Source organism: Dactylosporangium sp. McL0621, assembly GCF_049995355.1.
Classification (GTDB): Bacteria; Actinomycetota; Actinomycetes; order Mycobacteriales; family Micromonosporaceae; genus Dactylosporangium.
The window spans coordinates 5083941-5099741 of the sequence record NZ_CP188259.1 but is presented as its reverse complement, the minus strand read 5'-3'; the positions used below and the strand labels follow the sequence as shown (position 1 = coordinate 5099741).

At 71.5% G+C, this 15801-nt stretch carries 16 protein-coding genes and 2 pseudogenes; 11 read left to right on the top strand and 7 right to left on the bottom strand.

Annotated elements, in window-relative coordinates; all coding sequences use genetic code 11:
- Window positions 1-387: 387 nt before the first annotated feature.
- Complete coding sequence (locus ACPPVO_RS24660) at window positions 388-1011, top strand: nuclear transport factor 2 family protein (RefSeq protein WP_426513512.1); 624 nt, start codon at window positions 388-390, stop codon at window positions 1009-1011.
- A gap of 146 nt (window positions 1012-1157) precedes the next feature.
- Here ACPPVO_RS24660 and ACPPVO_RS24655 read toward each other — a convergent pair whose 3' ends face one another.
- Together ACPPVO_RS24655 and ACPPVO_RS24650 are read right to left on the bottom strand one after the other, a co-directional pair.
- Window positions 1158-1763 carry a TetR family transcriptional regulator gene (locus ACPPVO_RS24655; RefSeq protein WP_426513511.1) on the bottom strand — a complete coding sequence of 202 codons (606 nt, stop codon included), beginning with the start codon at window positions 1761-1763 and terminating at the stop codon, window positions 1158-1160.
- Window positions 1764-1870: 107 nt separating this feature from the next.
- A complete protein-coding gene (locus tag ACPPVO_RS24650) occupies window positions 1871-2794 on the bottom strand; it encodes an NADP-dependent oxidoreductase (protein ID WP_426513510.1) in 924 nt (307 codons plus the stop codon).
- Window positions 2795-2858: 64 nt separating this feature from the next.
- Between ACPPVO_RS24650 and ACPPVO_RS24645 the strand changes: the two genes are divergently transcribed.
- The 4 genes and pseudogenes from ACPPVO_RS24645 to ACPPVO_RS24630 all read left to right on the top strand — a co-directional run bounded on the left by ACPPVO_RS24645 (window position 2859) and on the right by ACPPVO_RS24630 (window position 5604).
- Window positions 2859-3368, top strand: a complete 510-nt coding sequence (locus ACPPVO_RS24645) for a zinc-binding dehydrogenase (protein WP_426513509.1) — start codon at window positions 2859-2861, stop codon at window positions 3366-3368.
- A gap of 272 nt (window positions 3369-3640) precedes the next feature.
- The gene (locus ACPPVO_RS24640; protein ID WP_426513508.1) at window positions 3641-4306 is read left to right on the top strand and encodes a Type 1 glutamine amidotransferase-like domain-containing protein; all 666 of its coding nucleotides are present in this window, start codon (window positions 3641-3643) and stop codon (window positions 4304-4306) included.
- 98 nt (window positions 4307-4404) lie between these two features.
- Window positions 4405-4881: pseudogene (locus ACPPVO_RS24635) on the top strand (O-acetyl-ADP-ribose deacetylase); the annotation flags it as partial.
- Window positions 4864-5604 carry a DUF6508 domain-containing protein gene (locus ACPPVO_RS24630; protein ID WP_426514688.1) on the top strand — a complete coding sequence of 247 codons (741 nt, stop codon included), beginning with the start codon at window positions 4864-4866 and terminating at the stop codon, window positions 5602-5604. The pseudogene ACPPVO_RS24635 and the gene ACPPVO_RS24630, both read left to right, overlap by 18 nt.
- Before the next feature lie 123 nt (window positions 5605-5727).
- Here ACPPVO_RS24630 and ACPPVO_RS24625 read toward each other — a convergent pair whose 3' ends face one another.
- Window positions 5728-8901, bottom strand: coding sequence for a tetratricopeptide repeat protein (locus tag ACPPVO_RS24625; protein ID WP_426513507.1), 3174 nt, complete (start codon window positions 8899-8901; stop codon window positions 5728-5730).
- Between the two features lie 137 nt (window positions 8902-9038).
- Complete coding sequence (locus ACPPVO_RS24620; RefSeq protein ID WP_426513506.1) at window positions 9039-9677, bottom strand: hypothetical protein; 639 nt, start codon at window positions 9675-9677, stop codon at window positions 9039-9041.
- A 227-nt stretch (window positions 9678-9904) separates the two neighbouring features.
- Here ACPPVO_RS24620 and ACPPVO_RS24615 point away from each other — a divergent pair, with 227 nt between their 5' ends.
- Genes ACPPVO_RS24615 through ACPPVO_RS24605 form a run of 3 tightly spaced genes read left to right on the top strand, consistent with a single transcriptional unit; the run spans window position 9905 to window position 12411 of the window.
- Window positions 9905-11176 carry a condensation domain-containing protein gene (locus ACPPVO_RS24615; RefSeq protein ID WP_426513505.1) on the top strand — a complete coding sequence of 424 codons (1272 nt, stop codon included), beginning with the start codon at window positions 9905-9907 and terminating at the stop codon, window positions 11174-11176.
- 56 nt (window positions 11177-11232) lie between these two features.
- Window positions 11233-11847, top strand: a complete 615-nt coding sequence (locus ACPPVO_RS24610) for a hypothetical protein (RefSeq protein WP_426513504.1) — start codon at window positions 11233-11235, stop codon at window positions 11845-11847.
- A 12-nt stretch (window positions 11848-11859) separates the two neighbouring features.
- Window positions 11860-12411: a CoA transferase gene (locus tag ACPPVO_RS24605; protein WP_426513503.1), complete on the top strand. Its 552-nt coding sequence runs from the start codon at window positions 11860-11862 to the stop codon at window positions 12409-12411.
- Between the two features lie 46 nt (window positions 12412-12457).
- Here ACPPVO_RS24605 and ACPPVO_RS24600 read toward each other — a convergent pair whose 3' ends face one another.
- Window positions 12458-12724 carry a hypothetical protein gene (locus ACPPVO_RS24600; RefSeq protein WP_426514971.1) on the bottom strand — a complete coding sequence of 89 codons (267 nt, stop codon included), beginning with the start codon at window positions 12722-12724 and terminating at the stop codon, window positions 12458-12460.
- A 157-nt stretch (window positions 12725-12881) separates the two neighbouring features.
- Between ACPPVO_RS24600 and ACPPVO_RS24595 the strand changes: the two are divergent.
- Both ACPPVO_RS24595 and ACPPVO_RS24590 read left to right on the top strand, forming a co-directional pair.
- Window positions 12882-12974 (top strand): annotated as a pseudogene (locus ACPPVO_RS24595) (M23 family metallopeptidase); the annotation flags it as partial.
- A 311-nt stretch (window positions 12975-13285) separates the two neighbouring features.
- Window positions 13286-13411 (top strand): hypothetical protein, encoded by a 126-nt coding sequence (locus ACPPVO_RS24590; protein ID WP_426514970.1) that lies wholly within the window; start codon window positions 13286-13288, stop codon window positions 13409-13411.
- 38 nt (window positions 13412-13449) lie between these two features.
- Here ACPPVO_RS24590 and ACPPVO_RS24585 read toward each other — a convergent pair whose 3' ends face one another.
- Both ACPPVO_RS24585 and ACPPVO_RS24580 read right to left on the bottom strand, forming a co-directional pair.
- Window positions 13450-14397 (bottom strand): GAF domain-containing protein, encoded by a 948-nt coding sequence (locus tag ACPPVO_RS24585; RefSeq protein ID WP_426513502.1) that lies wholly within the window; start codon window positions 14395-14397, stop codon window positions 13450-13452.
- Window positions 14398-14548: 151 nt separating this feature from the next.
- Entirely contained in the window at window positions 14549-14941 is a 393-nt protein-coding gene (locus tag ACPPVO_RS24580) for a calcium-binding protein (protein WP_426513501.1), read from the bottom strand.
- A 148-nt stretch (window positions 14942-15089) separates the two neighbouring features.
- Between ACPPVO_RS24580 and ACPPVO_RS24575 the strand changes: the two genes are divergently transcribed.
- Window positions 15090-15287 carry a hypothetical protein gene (locus tag ACPPVO_RS24575; RefSeq protein WP_426513500.1) on the top strand — a complete coding sequence of 66 codons (198 nt, stop codon included), beginning with the start codon at window positions 15090-15092 and terminating at the stop codon, window positions 15285-15287.
- The last annotated feature ends 514 nt before the right edge of the window (window positions 15288-15801 follow it).

Here is a 15801-nt window from a genome sequence, read left to right as displayed (position 1 = left end):
TACTGTGTGCAGGATCCGCTGCCAGTCCCGCTCGTTGGGGATCCACGGCGCCTGCTCGACCCGCCGCACCAGACCCTGCCTGGGACGACGACCGCGTCGCCCGGACTGTCCACGGCGGACCGGGTTGCGTTCGCGGAGGCCGTCTTCGACGAGGAACTCGTAGAACGAGCGCACCGCGACCACGTACTGCTGGACCGTGGCGGTGGACAGCCCCCAGCGCACCCATTTCGGACAGATCCCGGCTGGCCGGCAGGTGACGCGTGCGACCGCACAGTGGCTGCGCCCTTGACGCTTCGGCGCCGGGCTCGCATATACTCAATCAAGCATTTGAATTATTTCTGGCCGGGCCGGCGAGGCGGATCCGGTCGACAACGGAAGGAGATCGTCGTGAAGGCTCTCCACTGGAAGACGGCAGGCGCCGCGGTCGTGGCCCGGGCGTTCCCCCTCGGCGCGGTACCGTCGCGAGCCGCAACTCCCGCCGAGGGCCGGCCGCTCACCCCGGCATCGACCGGGCCTGACCTGTCGGTGCTGCCGCTCACCGACCGCCACCTGAACCCGCGTGAGAAGGCGAACCTCGCGGCCGTCCTGCAGGCGTACGACACGGCGGAGGGCGACAAACTCAACGTGCCCGCGTTCGAGGCCGTCTTCGCGCGCAACGGTGTGTTCAACGACGTCGTCGCCGGCCACACGTACCAGGGCGAGGCGCTGGGCCAGGTGCTGAACAAGATGGTCGGAATCCTTCCCGACGTCCATCGCGAGCTGAAGCAGATCACCGTGCACGGCGATGTGATCAGCATCGAGCTGTCGGTCCGGGGCACGTTCAACGGGTCCCTGCCGACGCCGGCCGGCACCCTGAAAGGCAACGGAGCCAAGGTCGACATCCCAACCGCCGACTTCTGGTACCTGCGCAACGGCAAGGTCGAGAAGTTCGACTGCTACCTCGGATACTCGGCCTTTTACACCCAGCTCGGCGTCAACTGGGACTGGGCCGCAGCGGTCGGGAACAACTGAACCAATCTCGCCGAAGACGATGCGCGGGCCACCCGGGCCGCAGATCCGCGTCGAACGTGCTGAGAGCACACGGCGCTTGGAGCCGATCTTCGGAGCACCCTGCCATTCGCAGGCCGCGTACCAGCCCCAGACGCTGCTTCGGCTCCTTATTGAATCGGATGTTTGAGCGCGAGTAGTTCGGCGGCGCGGACGGCGCTGGCGCGGCGTCGGGCGGTGGCCTCTTCGGGAGTGGAGGAACCTCTCTCGGTCATCCGGGTGATCTGGGGGACGGCCGACCACCAGGCCGCGGTCGTGATGAGGAGGAAGAGCAGGTCGCCGGGGGGAATCTCGTCGCTGAGCGTGCCGTCGAGCTGGGCTTGGACGATGACGTCGACCTTGTCCTGGTAGTGCTTGCGTCGTTCGGCCTCGTCGGGCACCGGGTGGTCGCCGAAGCGCAGGGCTTCCCACTGCAGCAGCCGTTGGAGCCGAGGGTTGTTCGTGTGGTAGTCGAAGAGCTTGCCTGCGAACGCGCCGATATCGGCGATGCCCGCGGCGTCGAGGGTGACGGCCTGTGCGATGGCGAGCAGTTCGTCGCCGAGCACGGTGGCGAAGAGGCCGTCTTTTCCTCCGAAGTACGCGTAGACGCGTTCGCGGTTGACTCCGGCCGATCGGGCGATTTCGTCCACGGTCGTCGCGTCGGGGCCGCGGGTGGCGAACAGCTCGACAGCGGCCCGTTTCAGTCGGGTCGGGATGTCTTCCGAGGTCTGCCGCATCGCCTCAGCTTAGTTCGGCGGCGGCGCCGCGTGGCCGGCAGCCGGTCCGGCCGGCCGGTGGGTCGCCGCGAGGTTTCCGTTGGCCCATGCAACGTCGGCACCGCCGGTCAAAAGACCAGTACCAATCGGCCGCGGACGCCCCCGGCGGCCAGCCGGCGGTGCGCCTCTCCCACGCGGTCGATCGAGTAGGTGTCCGCGATCCGAGTAGTCAGGCGGCCGGCGCGGAGGTGGTCGGCGAGTTCCCGCAGGCTCTCGATCTGTTCCATGTCGTCGAGGACCATGACCGGCTCGATGCGGATACCGCGTTCGGCCGGGCCGGCCCAGAACCGGAGAGTCGCCAACGCACCGTGGTCGCGGATCGGCGCGAGCGCGGCCGCATCGATGACGGCGGCGTCGATCAATCCGTCGACACCGCCAGGAACGACCGCTCGGAACGCGGCGCCCGGGTTGTCGGACCGGGCAATCACCTCGTGGGCGCCGAAACCGCGGACCAGTTCCTCGTCGCCGGGTTTGGCGTCGGCCAGGACCCGCAACCCGGCATGAACGCCAAGTTGGACGGCGTACTGCCCCACGGCGCCGGCCGACCCGATCACGCCCAACGTCGCGCCGCGCGGAAGGCCAAGTCGGCGCAGCGCCTGCAGAACGGTGAGTCCGTTCATCGGAATCGTCGCCGCCTCGACGTCCGAGACTCCGGCGGGAGTCCGTACCACCGACGCGGCAGACGCCAGAACGAACTCCGCCTGAGCACCGCCCTCCGGGCTACGGGCGTTGACCACGGCGAAGACCCGCTCGCCGGGCTGGAAGTCGGCGCCTTCTCCCACCCCCGCCACTGTCCCGGCCACTTCCACGCCGGGAATCCACGGCGGCGACAACACGCCGTCTCCCCGCTGACGCAGCAGGACATCGGTCGGGTTGACGGTGGCGGCGGCCGCACGAATGACCACCTGGTTCGGGCCAGGTCGCGGTATCGGCCGCTCGGCGACCTCCAGCACGGAGGGGTCGCCGGGATGAGTGATGATCACAGCACGCATACGTCGACGATAGCAACAACACTGTTGTTGCCGACACCGGATCTGAGTACAGTCCGTTCCAACAATGATGTTGTTGGGCCCGCCCGAGTCAGCTGTGGAGACGGGAGAAACGTGGACCTCGACCGGGCGTGCGCAACAGCGTCGGCGAGGAACACGTCGAGCGCGTCTCGGCCGGCTACCCCGGCGGACGGCTCGGCCAGCCGGACGACCTCATCGGACTCGTGGCCTTCCTGTGCAGCGACGCCGCGAATCACCTGTCCGGGACAGTCATCAGTGTCCGGCCCCCGGTGGGGCGCGGCCTCGAGAGCGCCGTGCGTCACGTACGCGACGGCGGAAGGATCGTGTCCATCGCCGGCGCCGTGACCGACAACTCACCGCCCAGAGCCGAATCACCGCCACCAACTACCTGCTCGACAACAAACCCGCCCGCCTCCGCTGGGTCAGCGAGCGCCTCGCGACGGGAAGCCTTGTCGCTCCCATCGACCGGGAAGTCAGCCTGGCCGAGGCGCCTCAAGCCGTTCAGACCGCCAGGCAAGGCGGAGCCCGCGGCAAAACCTTGATCCGTGTCGACTGACGCCCGGCATGCTGACCGGTGCTCCAACAACTCAGGCTCCAAACCGTACGACCAGCGGCGTCGCCTCGCCCCGCCATCGGCCGTCGCGTCACCTTCGCCGGGCATGTCTTCTACCGGTTACGCGAGAACCGGATCCAAGCGGTGCGAACGGTCACCTGACGGCCGCCGACCTGCCTGAGGGACTTCCGGAAGGGGAGGCCCGAACTACGATGGGTCCGGCTCGATCCCTGGCCTTCAGGCACGTCCACCTTCCGCGCGAATTCGGAGGCACCGTGAAGCTCTTGCTCACCTCAGGCGGCGTTACGAACCCGAGCATCCACGCGGCGCTCGTGCAGCTTCTCGGCAAGCCGGTCGCAGACTGCCACGCTCTCTGCGTCCCGACAGCACAGTGGGGTCACCCGATGTGCGGTCCGACATCGGTACGGGGCCTCATAGCCGCCAAGCCCGAGCCCGACTGGCAGTATCTGTCCGGCCTGGGATGGGCGTCCCTCGGTGTCCTCGAGCTCACCGCACTGCCCACCATCGGCGCGGAGCGTTGGGTCCCGTGGGTCCGCGAGGCCGACGTGCTCTTGGTCGACGGCGGCGATGCGACGTACCTGTGCCATTGGATGCGGGAGTCCGGGCTGGCCGATCTGCTGCCTTCGCTGCCCGGCACCGTCTGGGTGGGAGTGAGTGCCGGAAGCATGGTGATGACGCCCCGCATCGGAGACTACTTCGTCGAGTGGCAGTCCGCGCCGGACGACCGCACCCTGGGAGTCGTCGACTTCTCGATCTTCCCGCACCTGAACGCCTTCCCCACGAACACCCCGTCTGACGCAGAGCGGTGGGCCGCCGACATCGGTGGCCCGGCCTACGCCATTGACGAACAGACGGCCATCAAAGTCGTCGACGGCTCGGTCGAGGTGGTCTCCGAAGGCCAATGGACGAAGTTCGGGTGATTGCCGCCCAGGCGGCCATACCGACAGCTCGAGTAACTAAGCGTCCGGCTGCCGGGGAGCATGGTGCGCCGCTCACGGGCCTGGCAAACTCCGCGGGCATGCGGATTCATGTCGTTCAGGGCGACATCACCGAGCAGAACGTGGATGCCGTCGTCAACGCCACCGGCGCCTCGCTTGTGGGTGGTGGCGGTGTCAGCGGGGCCATCCAACGGCGCGGTGGGCCGGCGATCGTTGCTGAGATCCGGAAACTGCACGCCACCGGACACCGCGCAGGGCTGCCGACCGGGCAGGCGGTGGCGACCACGGCGGGGAATCTCCCGGCCCGCTGGGTGATTCACACCGTCAGCCCCGTTCACTCCGCGGACGAGGACCGCTCCGAGCTGCTCGCCTCCTGCTACCGCGAGAGCCTGCGGATTGCCGACGAGCTGGGTGCGTCCACCGTTGCGTTCCCGGCCATTTCGGCGGGACAGCGAGGCTGGCCGCTCGACGACGCCGCTCGCATCGCGATCGGGACCGTCCGTGCCACCTCGACCCAGGTCGCCGACGTACGCTTCGTCTTGCTCGACCAGGATGCTTACACCGCGTTCGTCAACCACCTCGGACCCACCGACGAAGAGATCACCGCGGCACTCGCGGCCAAACCCGCGGAACGGTGGCGGCGGCTGTTCGACCTGGCCGACAGTCTCTCTCCAGGAAAACTGCAAGTTCGCTGGCGTGGTGGCGGCGAGACAGAGCCGGGAGTCTTCACCCTGCACTACCCGCTCTACAGCGATTCCGTTCAAGCGATCATCGAGTCGTTGTACGAGCTCGGCGTCATCGTGTCGTTCAACTGGCCGGAGTGGCACCGGACCAGCCCGCTGTTCCCTGATGCAGCTGGACTGATGGAGGCACCCGTAGCCGACGCGGCGCGGTTGGCCACCACCTACGTCCGCGGTGAGCGCTTCAGCGACGGCGCGATCCAGCAATCCATCGACAACGGCGCGTTCCTGGCGATCCTCAACCGGCTGCGCCGCTGGTTCGAGACCGAACGCCCGGACCCTGACGAAGGCGCACGCGCAGAGGCGAACCCGAGCCAGATCACCTACCGGGATATCGAGGCCGTCACCCGGCAGCTGATCGTCTGCAAGATTGAAGCCGACCGGCTCGACACGTACGGGCTGATGAAGGCCCGCCATTTCGATGAAATCTTCGCAGCTATCGCCGACGACCCCGTCGCCGAAACACCCTCGGCGGTGCGTGCGGACCTCGAGCGGGCACTGAACGTCTTCAGGCCCAGAGAGCCACACGACACCGAGTAGGCGATGACGTTGCTCCAGGTCAGTGCTCGTACCGGCGTCACGCGCGGTCAGCGGCGCGGTCTGGCCGTGCTGGTGCCGATGGCGCCGTAGAGACCTAGTTCGCCCGCGCCCGCGGTACGACCGTCACGGAGCTGATCTTCGAGCTCCCCGCAGCGCCGCGCTGATCCGCTCGGCGTCGGGCAGGCCCAGGTCGGTGTAGACGGTCAGGGCGTGCCGCCACGCGCGCCGGGCGCCGGCCCGGTCGCCGGCCGCGGCGCAGAGGCCGGCCAGGCCCTCGTGGGCGATGGCCTCCTGGAGCCGCTCGCCGGTCTCCGCGGCCAGGGCGAGGGCCTCGGCGTAGCGGTCCCGGGCCGCGTCCGGCTCGCCCGCGGCGGCCAGTGCGGCGCCCAGCCCGTTGAGCGTGTCGATCTCGCGGGCGCGCGCCCCGATCTCACGGAACAGGCTCAGGGCGCGATGGTGGTGCACGATCGCGTCCCCGGACCGGCCGAGGACGAGCAGCGCGCGGGCCAGGTTGTGCAGCGCGTCCGCCTGTCCGGCGGGGTAGCCGATGTCGGTACAGATCGCGTAGGCCTGCTCGTGACACTCGACGGCCCGGTCGGCGGCGCCGGTCTCCTGGCGGAGCAGGCCCAGCGTGTCCAGCGCATAGGCCTCGCCGTGCCGCGCGCCGAGCTCGCGCAGCAGCACGAGGGCCCGGTCGAGGCCCTCGGCCGCGGCCTCGAGGTCGCCGAACTGCCGGTTGCCGGTGCTGATGTGGACGAGCTGGATCGCCTCGCCGAGCCGGTGGCCGGCCGCCCGGAACGTGTCGAGGGCGGCGTACTGGTACGTGCGGGCGCTCTCGTAGTCGCCGAGGCGCCATGCGGCGTTGCCGATCAGCTCCTGGCTGCGCCCCACACCGGCGGCGTCACCGGCCGCCCGGAACCGTTCCAGAGCCTGGTGGTGCAGCTCGACGGCGTCCGCGAAGCGGCCGAGCCGCAGGTAGGTGACGCCGAGATGGTTCAGCGCCGTGGCCTCGGCGGTGGGGTCGCCGTGCTGCCGGGCGGCCTCGCGCGCCCGGGAGTGCAGGTCCTGCGCCTCGGTGTAGTAGCCCAGGTCGAGGTACCGCTGCAGGGTCCGGGCGATGGCGATCGTCTCGGCGGGCCGGCCGTGTCCGGCGAGCGCGACGGCGTTGACGCGCTCGCGGTCCAGCCAGGCCCGGGCGGCGCCGACATTCTCGAACAAGCCGGCGAGGTCGGCCTCCGACTCGCCGGGCAGGACGGTCGCGATGGCGGCCGTGGCCGTGTCCACGTAGTACTCGATGAGGCGGCCGAGGGCCGCGATCCGCACGGGCGCGGGGTCCTCGTCGCGGCCGCGCTCGGCCGCGTACGCGTGCAGCACGTCGTGCATCGTGAAGCGGCCGGGTTCCGGCTCGGCGAGCAGGTGCGCGCCCGTGAGCTCGGCCAGCAGCGGCGCGACCTCGGACCGGCTGTGCCCCGCGAGCCGGGCCGCGCCGGCCGCCCCGAGGTCGGGGCCGGGATGCTGGCCGAGGAGCCGCAGCAGCCGGGCGGCAGCCGGCGTCAGCTGCCGGTAGGAGCAGTCGAGGACGGCGCGCACGTCGGTGCCGGGCTCGTCCCCGTGCAGCGCATCGAGGCGGTCGGCCAGCTCGGCCGCGAGACTCGCGAGCGGCAGGCCCGGCCTGGTCGCCGCCCGGGCGGCGGCGAGGGCGAGGGCGAGGGGCAGCCGGGCGCACCGCTCGACGATCGCGTCGACCGCCTCGGCCTCCGCCCGGAGCCGCTCCGCGCCCAACCGGCGGGTCAGCAGTGCGCGGGCCTCGTCGGGTGGGAGCAGATCCAGCGGTACCGGTTGCGCGCCCTCGGCCGCGACCAGCCCGGTGAGGCGGTGGCGGCTGGTGACGAGGGCCATGCAGCCGGGCGCGGCCGGCAGCAGCGGGCGTACCTGCTCCGCGTCACGGGCATTGTCGAGCAGCACGAGCATCCGCCGGCCGGAGAGCAGCGTACGGTACTGCGCGGCGCGCGCCTCGAGATCGCCCGGCACCCGCCCCGGCGGCAGCCCCAGTGCGGTCAGGAAGCCGTGCAGCGCCTCGGCGGCGGTGACCGCGTCGCCGGTGGGGTGGAAGCCGCGGAGGTTGACGTAGAGCTGCCCGTCCGGGAACCGGGCCCGGATCCGGTGCGCCCAGTGCACGGCGAGCGTCGTCTTGCCCACGCCGGCGGTACCCGACACGACGATGACGGCCGCCGACCCGAGCCGGTCGAGCGCCGCGACGGCGGCCCCGCGCCCGGCGAACGCCTGCAGGTCGGCCGGCAGCTGGGCCGGTGCCGGCCGGGCGGGCGCGGGTGCGTGCGGTACCGCCGCGGGCTCCTGCCGCAGCACCCGCCGGTGCGCGGCCGTCAGGTCGGGGCCCGGCTCGACGCCCAACTCGCCGACGAGCCGCTGCCGGATGCGCCCGTAGACCGCGAGCGCGTCGGCCTGGCGCCCCTCGGCCGCCAGCACCGCGATGAGCCGCGCGTGCAGCAGCTCGTGGAGCGGGTGCGCGGCGGCGAGGTCGCGCAGGGTGGGCAGGCAGCGGTGGGCCTGCCCGGCGGCGAGGGCGAGCTCGGCGTGGCGCAGCGCCATCCGCACCCGCTCCTCCACGACGGTGGTGACGATCGGATGGTCGCGCAGTTGCGGCACGTCCTCCAGCGGCGCGCCCCGCCACTGCCGGGCGGCCCGCTCCAGCAGATCGAGCGCCTGCTCGGGCGGGGCCGCGGCGGCCGCCAGGACATCCCGCCGGAACGCGCCGAGGTCGAGCCGGTCGTCGGCGACCTCGAGCCGGTACCCGCCCGGCGTCCGGTGGATGACCGGGTCCCCGTCGCGCCCGCCCGGGCGCAGCGCCGAGCGCAGCCGTGACAGGTGCGTGTAGAGCGCGCCCGCGGCGTCCGCCGGCCGGCCGCCGTCGTGCAGCAGCTCGAGCAGGTCCGCCAGCGGTACCGCCGCATTGGCCGACAGCGCGAGCCGCCCGAGCACCGCCCGCCGGGCCCCGCGCCCGACCGGCACCGCCTCGCCGCCGCGCTGCACGAACAGCGGCCCGAGCACCCCGATCCGGACCGGCGCGTCGCCGTCGACGCCCGGTCCCTCGGCGCCCAGCCCCAGCACCTCCGCGAGTGCCTCGGCCGACCCGCGGTGCGGCCGGCGGGTGCGCCCCTGCTCGAGGTCGCGGATCGCCGCCACGCTGAGCCCTACCCGCTCGGCCAGCTCCCGCTGACTGAGCCCGGCCGCCACACGGTGCCGCCGCAGCAGCGCACCGAACTCCTCGCCACCCATACGCGCAGGGTACGGGTTTTACTTGCAAGATCACGGAAAGGCCCAACCGCGATGATCGATCCGCGCCATGTCGGACGGGGGCCGCGGCCGATCACGGGGCGGCCGCGGCCTCGCCCCGCATGTCCGCCCTCACACGATCACGTGGTCTCCCCGTCGTCCGAACTCGGGTGGAGTGCCGGGCGGTAGCCCGCCCGTAGCGCTGCCACCGACGCCGGCGGGGTGAGCAGTTCGGCCCGGTCGGGCAGCGGTCGCGGCGGGCCGTATCCGGTGCTCGTCCACGGCAGGAACCGCCGCTGGGATATGAGCCCGACGGTGCCGTCGTGCCGGACCATCGCGCCGGTGGGCAGGCCGGCGCATCGAACCGGCCGGGTGACCTGCCGGCGGGTCCGTGATTCGACCCGCTCATCGTGCAGCCGCGCGTCCATCTCGTGCGCCCACGGTCGCCGGGCGAGGCTCTCGGCAGCGCGCCACGCCTCGGCGTAGGCGAGGAAGTCCGCGCGCCGGCAGTACGCGCACGGCCGGTGCCCGGCGGCGAGCGCGGTCGCCTCGTCGAGGAAGAACAACGCCGTCCAGCGGCCCGGCGGCATCGGGTCGCGGCGAACGTCCTTCCAGGTCAAGGTACAGCAGATCCAGAGCTTCGACCGCCAGCGGGCGACGCCGAGCTCCCGGCCGATGCCGTGCAGGCAGCCCCGATTGCCCATCAGCGTCCCGCGGGCAGGGTCCGCGATGATGTCCCCGGTCGGCAGAACGCGGTTCTGTAGCGGTCGGCGATCCACCAGGCGAGCGTACGACCCCGCATGGACGGTGGCGCCGACATGGGGGAATCCCGGCCGGGGCTGTGCGCGGTCGCAAGGGCCACCGGGCCCGCCTCGACGCACCGTTGATGTATGGCTATCTACCGATAGAGTGCCTCGCTGGGTATCGTCCGTCGAACGGAGCCACCGAGATGATGAGCGGCCTGGTAGAGCGAATCGGCGTCCCGTTCGCGGGTGACGGTGCTGGGGTGGGCCCGCTGAGCTGGGGTCAGCAGTCCATCTGGAAGGAGATGGCGACGTCCGGCAGCTCGCTGGCGATGAGCGCGGTCAGGGCGTTGGAGCCCGGCGCGACCCTGGACCGGTTCGTCGATGAGTACTCGTTCTACCTGAGCCGGTACCAGTCGATGCGCACGCTGTTGCGTTTCGCGCCCGACGGCAGCGTCTCGCAGGTCGTGGTGGACGCGGGGACGGCCGAGATCGAGGTGTACGACTCGGGAGACCGGGATCCGGCCGCCGTCGCCGTCGAAGTGAGCGCACAGCACTACGCCGTTCCCTTCGACTACGAACGGGAATGGCCGATGCGGATGGCGCTGGTCCGGCAGGCCGGGGCGCTGACCCACCTGGTGGTGACGCTCTCGCATCACGTCGCCGATCCGACGGCCGCGATGGCCATGTTCGAGGATCTGACCAACCGCGACGCCTCGACGGGCGAGCCGCCGCGGCCGCCCGGGCTCCAGCCGCTGGAGCAGGCGCGGCTGCAGCTGACGCCGTCGGCGTTGCGCCAGAACGAGGCGGCGCTGCGGTACTGGGAGACGCAACTGCTGACACTGCCGTCCCCTCGGCTCCCAGTACCGGACGATGCCGCGCCGCCGGAGGACCGCTACTGGGAGTTGGACTTCCTCTCGCCCGCCCTGTACCGGGCCCTGCGCGCCATCGCCGCGCGGCTCGGTGTGACCACGACACCCGTCCTGTACGCCGCGTTCGCGGACGCGTTGGGGCAGGCGACGGGTGCCACCCGGGTGGCGACGATGATCACGGTGAACAACCGGTTCCGCCCCGGCCTGGCCGATGCCGCCGGGCACATGAGCCAGCACGGCCTGTGCACGCTCGACCTCGCCGAGGGCGGGTTCGACGACCTCGTACTGCGGGCGCGGCGCCGCCTGCTCACCGCGCACAAGAACGCGTACTACGCGCAGGGCGACGTCGACGGGCTCATCGCCAGGATCGGCCGGGAGCGCGGCGTCAGCTTCGACCTGCTGTGCCTGTTCAACAACCGGCGCTCCGAGGACGGACCCATCGAGACCGCGCCGACCGCGGCGGACGTGCGCGCCGCCGGTGCCGCCACGTTCGAATGGCGCCGGCTCCCGAGCCTCCACCAGCGCCTGATGATCCACATCAACGACGCCGTCGACGCCCTCAGCGTGCGGGCGCAGGCCGACACCACCGCCATCAGCCGCGGCGACCTGACGGCACTGCTGCGGCGCATGGAGGCGACCGTGGTCGACGCGGCGCTCGCCTAGCCGGCCTCCACCGGCTGCTGCGCGACGGCGCACGCGCGGCCAGTATCGTCTCGGTCATGCTCCGTCGGATCATTGCCGTGGCTTCGTGCGGTGTCGTCCTCGCCGGCTGCAGTGAACCGACCGGGGTCGGTACGGCGCCGCCGCCCACGGCATCGCCGGCGCAGCGCCCGATGCAGGCCCGCTGGTGGGAGTGGGCCACCACCGAACCCGTCGACACCAATCCGGTGGCCGATCGCACCGGCGCGCACTGCGCCCGTAACCAGCCCGATGATGTGTGGTTCCTGGCCGGTACCTTCGGCGGGCAGGTACAGCGGCGTTGCACCGTACCGCTCGGCGTACGACTGGTCGCGCCCGCGATCAATCTGGTCAGTGGCGACGAAACCGACTGCCGCAGCTACATGGCCGACGCCAACGGCACGATCCAGCTCGACGGGGTGGAGGTGCCCCTCGAGCGCATCGAGCACGAGACCATCACGTTCGTGGCCGCGCCGGGCAACCCGGTGACCGACACCTCGGGCAAGACCCGAGGCATCGCGTGCGGGCTCTGGGCCCGGATCGATTCGCCCAGTGCCGGCGAGCACCAGGTCCACATCCACGGGAAGTCGGGCACCTTCGCGGTGGATGCGCAGTACACGTTGGTGGTGACGGCAACGAGCCAGTCCGCGACCTAGGTGTACCTGCTCATGACCTTGATCACGCCGCCGACCGCGCCCAGGGACTTCGACAGGGCACAGCGGCCCGGCCTCGACCAGAACGCGCAGGTCGCCACCGGCTTCTCACACACCGAGGGCGACGGCGGCCCACCCAGGTTCTCGCCGGTGTACTACAGGGCCGACCTGATGACCGGATACTTCGGAACCGCAGGAACCATGGCCGCCCTGTTACGCCGCAGCCTCGAGGGCGGCTCGTACGCCGTGCGGGTGTCACTCGCCCGCAGCACCATGTGGGTGCAAGACCTCGGACTGGTCGACACCGCCACCCAGACCGACCTCCCCGCCTCCGGCAGCTACCCGGCCAGAACCGTCACCTTCCGCACGCCCTACGGCAAGATCACGCAGCTCGCCCCGGCGGTGACCTTCTCCGGCCTGCCCCTGGAACCCGCCACCCGCCTCACCTCGTGCGGTGCCGACCCGCACGTCTGCCGATGCTGCACCTGCCCGCGACCGCGATCAGCGACGCCGGCGTCGTCGACACCGGCCCGCACGCCGTGGCGCTGGTCGCCTGCACCACGGTGAACATCGGGCTGCGCACCGGCGAGGAGCAGGCCGCGCTCATCGGCGGCTACGGGCGCTGGCTGAACTCCCTCGCCGGGCCGGTGCAGATCGTCGTCGCCGCGCAGCGGGTCGACCTCGCCGGGCACGCCCTGCGGGTCGCCGACCAGGCCGAGACGATCACCGATCCGGCGCTGGCCGAGGGGCCCTGGACTACGCCGGGTTCCTCGACGAGCTCGCCGCCCGCCGCGACCCGCTGTGGCGGACCGTCACCGTCGCGGTCACCGCGGCCGGTGAGCGCGGCCGGGACATCGAGGTGCTGCGCCGTGCCGAGCACGCCGCGGCGTCCCTGGCCGCCCTCGGCGCGCAGACGGCCGTCCTCGACGGTGGCCGGGCCGCTGCGGTGCTGGCGTGCGCCACCGACCCGTACACCCCGGCCGACGTCACCTGGGCCAGATCCCTGCCGGACACCGCCATCACCGGACCGGGAGCCCGGCCAGGTCATCGGTACGGTCGGATCGTCGGGGCACACCTCAGGTCCGCACCTGCATTTCGAGGTGCATGTCAACGAGGATCGGAGCGCCAGCGCCTGTTCGCGGTCCCCCGGCGGTCTGGCCCACGGCGTCGACAGACAAGGCCGCAGCCGCATGCACAGTCCCGATCCGCGCTGTCGCGGCCAACGTCGATATGCCTGTTCGCCGCCATGCGCACCTGGCCGCCAGCGGCCCCACACAGGCAGACGGCGACGGCCTCCGGCGGCCGTGCACGGCCGCGGCTCGTCCGCCGCGATAGCCTACCTCGACAACATCGTCACCCGGATCGCCACGGCCGCACCAACCGGCGTCGCCGTGGCTCGCCGGTCATCGACCGGGAGCCGCTCGCCGCCAGTTGGCAACCTATGGCCACTCGGCGGACGGACCTGCACCTCGATCTCATACCGGCCGACCGGCTCGGCGACGCGGTCGACCCCAGCGCGCCGGACGTCGTGAGCAGCGTCTACCGCGCTCCCGAGTCCAGCGCATAGTCCGCACCCAACAACGAAGGAGAGCCTGTTCTTGGCAACTAGGCCGGCGGGAACTGCAAGGCGATCCGGACGTCGGTCGAACCCGGAATGACGGAGGTGCTGGCCTTGGTGGCGCCGTGCGCCCGCAGGATGTCGGCGACCGCGTGCGGCACCGGTTCGTCCGATGTACCCGTGCCGCACAGGTCGGCCCACCACTTCGGCGGGCCCGACCCGGCGGCCTGGCGGATCTCGATCGTCGGCGACGGTGAGGTCGCCACACGCACCGCGACGCGCCCACCCGCCGGGGTGGCCTTGAGTGCGGTGAAGCTGACGTAGTCGACCGCCTGGTCCAGCCGGACCGGATCGGCGCGGACCCAGGCCGGATCGGTAGGAGCCAGGGTGATCGCGGTCTTGCGGTCATCGCCGATCGCGCGCAGGTGGTGGATGCGGTCCCCGGTGATGTACGCGAGGTCGAGGGTGCGCAGCTCCGGCGGGGGATCGAGCGTCCCGGTGAGAGCCTGCCTGCGCAGCTCCAGCAGCTCGGTCACCTCCCCGGCCAGGATTCGAAGGGCGCGCATCTGCTCGATGTCGAGCCGATGCGGTTTGTAGTCGAGCACGCATAACGTGCCGAGCGCGGCGCCTTCGCTGGTCAGTATTGGAGCGCCGGCGTAGAACCGAAAGCGGGGATCCCCTCGCACGATCGGGTTGTCGGCGAACCGGCCGTCGGCAGTGATGTCGGGTATGACCATCAGGTCCCGGCCCATGATCGCGTACGAGCAGAACGCTATCTCACGCGGCGCCTCGCTCACCCCGATGGAGCCGCACTGCGCCTTGAACCACCACCGATCGGTGTCGACCATCGTGACCAGCGAGATCGGCGCGGCGCAGATTTCCGAGGCGATCTGGACGATATCGTCGAAGTCGCTCTCCGGCGGCGTGTCGAGCACCGCCATCGCGTGCAGCGCGGACACCCGATCCGCTTCGTTCTCGGGAATCGGTACCGGCATCGCCATCTCCGACATGTGCGCTTCCGACGTCAACCCAACACTAGCTCCGCGTCTCGCCTCTGCCGACCGGTGATGGCTCCAGACCGCACGCGCCTCTCCTGACCGGGTCGTTCTGGACGGGCCGGCGCACCGGCCCGTCCACCGCCGGAGCTCATGGAATGTTGTACGCCCACGCGCAGCCGGTGCCGACGACCGGCCCGTCGACGTCGGGCGCCCCGCCGACCACGTGGGTTCCGCCGTCGGCCCAGTCGGCTGGATTGTTGCCGCAGAGGATGTAGTCGTCGCCGGGGCCGCCGTAGATGGTGTCGGCGCCGTCGTCGCCGTAGATCCGGTCGTCGAGGGCGCCGCCGCGCAGCTCGTCCTGATCGGTACCGCCGTGGATCTCGTCCGAGCCGTTCTCGCAGTCGACGCGGTCGGCGTCGCTGAACTCGCCGTCGGCCGGCGGCATGCCGCTGTAGATGACGTCGTTGCCGTCGCCACCGCAGACGACGTCGTCGCCGCCGTAGGCGTAGATACGGTCCGGCCCGCCAGTGCCGATGATCACATCGTCCCCGGCGGTGCCGTAGGTGGTCCCACCGTCTGCGCCCTTGGACGCACACGGTGACAGCTATGCGACCCGCCCTCCGCGGGCGGGTTTGCGCACCCGCGCCGGGGGAAGCCGATTGGGTACGGCGAGAGGACGGGAGAGTGTCATGGCAGCACGGACGCAGGAGCAGACCCAGCCGGCGGCCGTCCCCGAGAGCTGGCCTACCAAGGTGGACTGGCAGCGGGCGGCGGATCGCAACCCGGACGACTTCGACCCGGACGAAGAGGGCCCGCCGATGATCAATCCGGCGACCGGCCTGGAGTACGGGGAGGTCGACAACTCACCGCGGGTCCGCCGCGACTGAACAGGCATGCCATCGCCGCGCTGACGGGCGGTGTCGTCAGTGCCGCGGCGGCAGCAGTTCGAGTAGCAGCGACGTGAGTTCGTCGGCGTCGAGGTCCGGCAAGCGGTCGAACGCGCCGGAGGCCCGGGCCGTGAGCACGCCGACGAACGCTGCGCCTGCCGAAAACCCATCCGTGCTGGTGACCTCGAGCTCGACGACGCCGCTCCGGCACCGCGGCGGCTCGTCGTCACCACCACGGGGCCGTGCCGGGCGTGCGGGACCGTCACCGCCGTCCCCGGAGTCCTGCCCACGGCCGTTTGCGTGGGCTGCGCCGCGACGGTGCCGCTCCAACCGGTCCAAACGCACGGAGGCGCCCGCCGGCAGTGGCAGGAGTCAGCGAACAAACTCGCGCAGCCAGACGGGCCGGAGACATCGACATCGTCGTGGACGAGGAAGTCCTCGCCTCCGACATCGCCCGTGCGTCGGCGGGCCGGCCCCTGCTGGCCAGTGACCATGCCGAACTCGCCGAACTGCT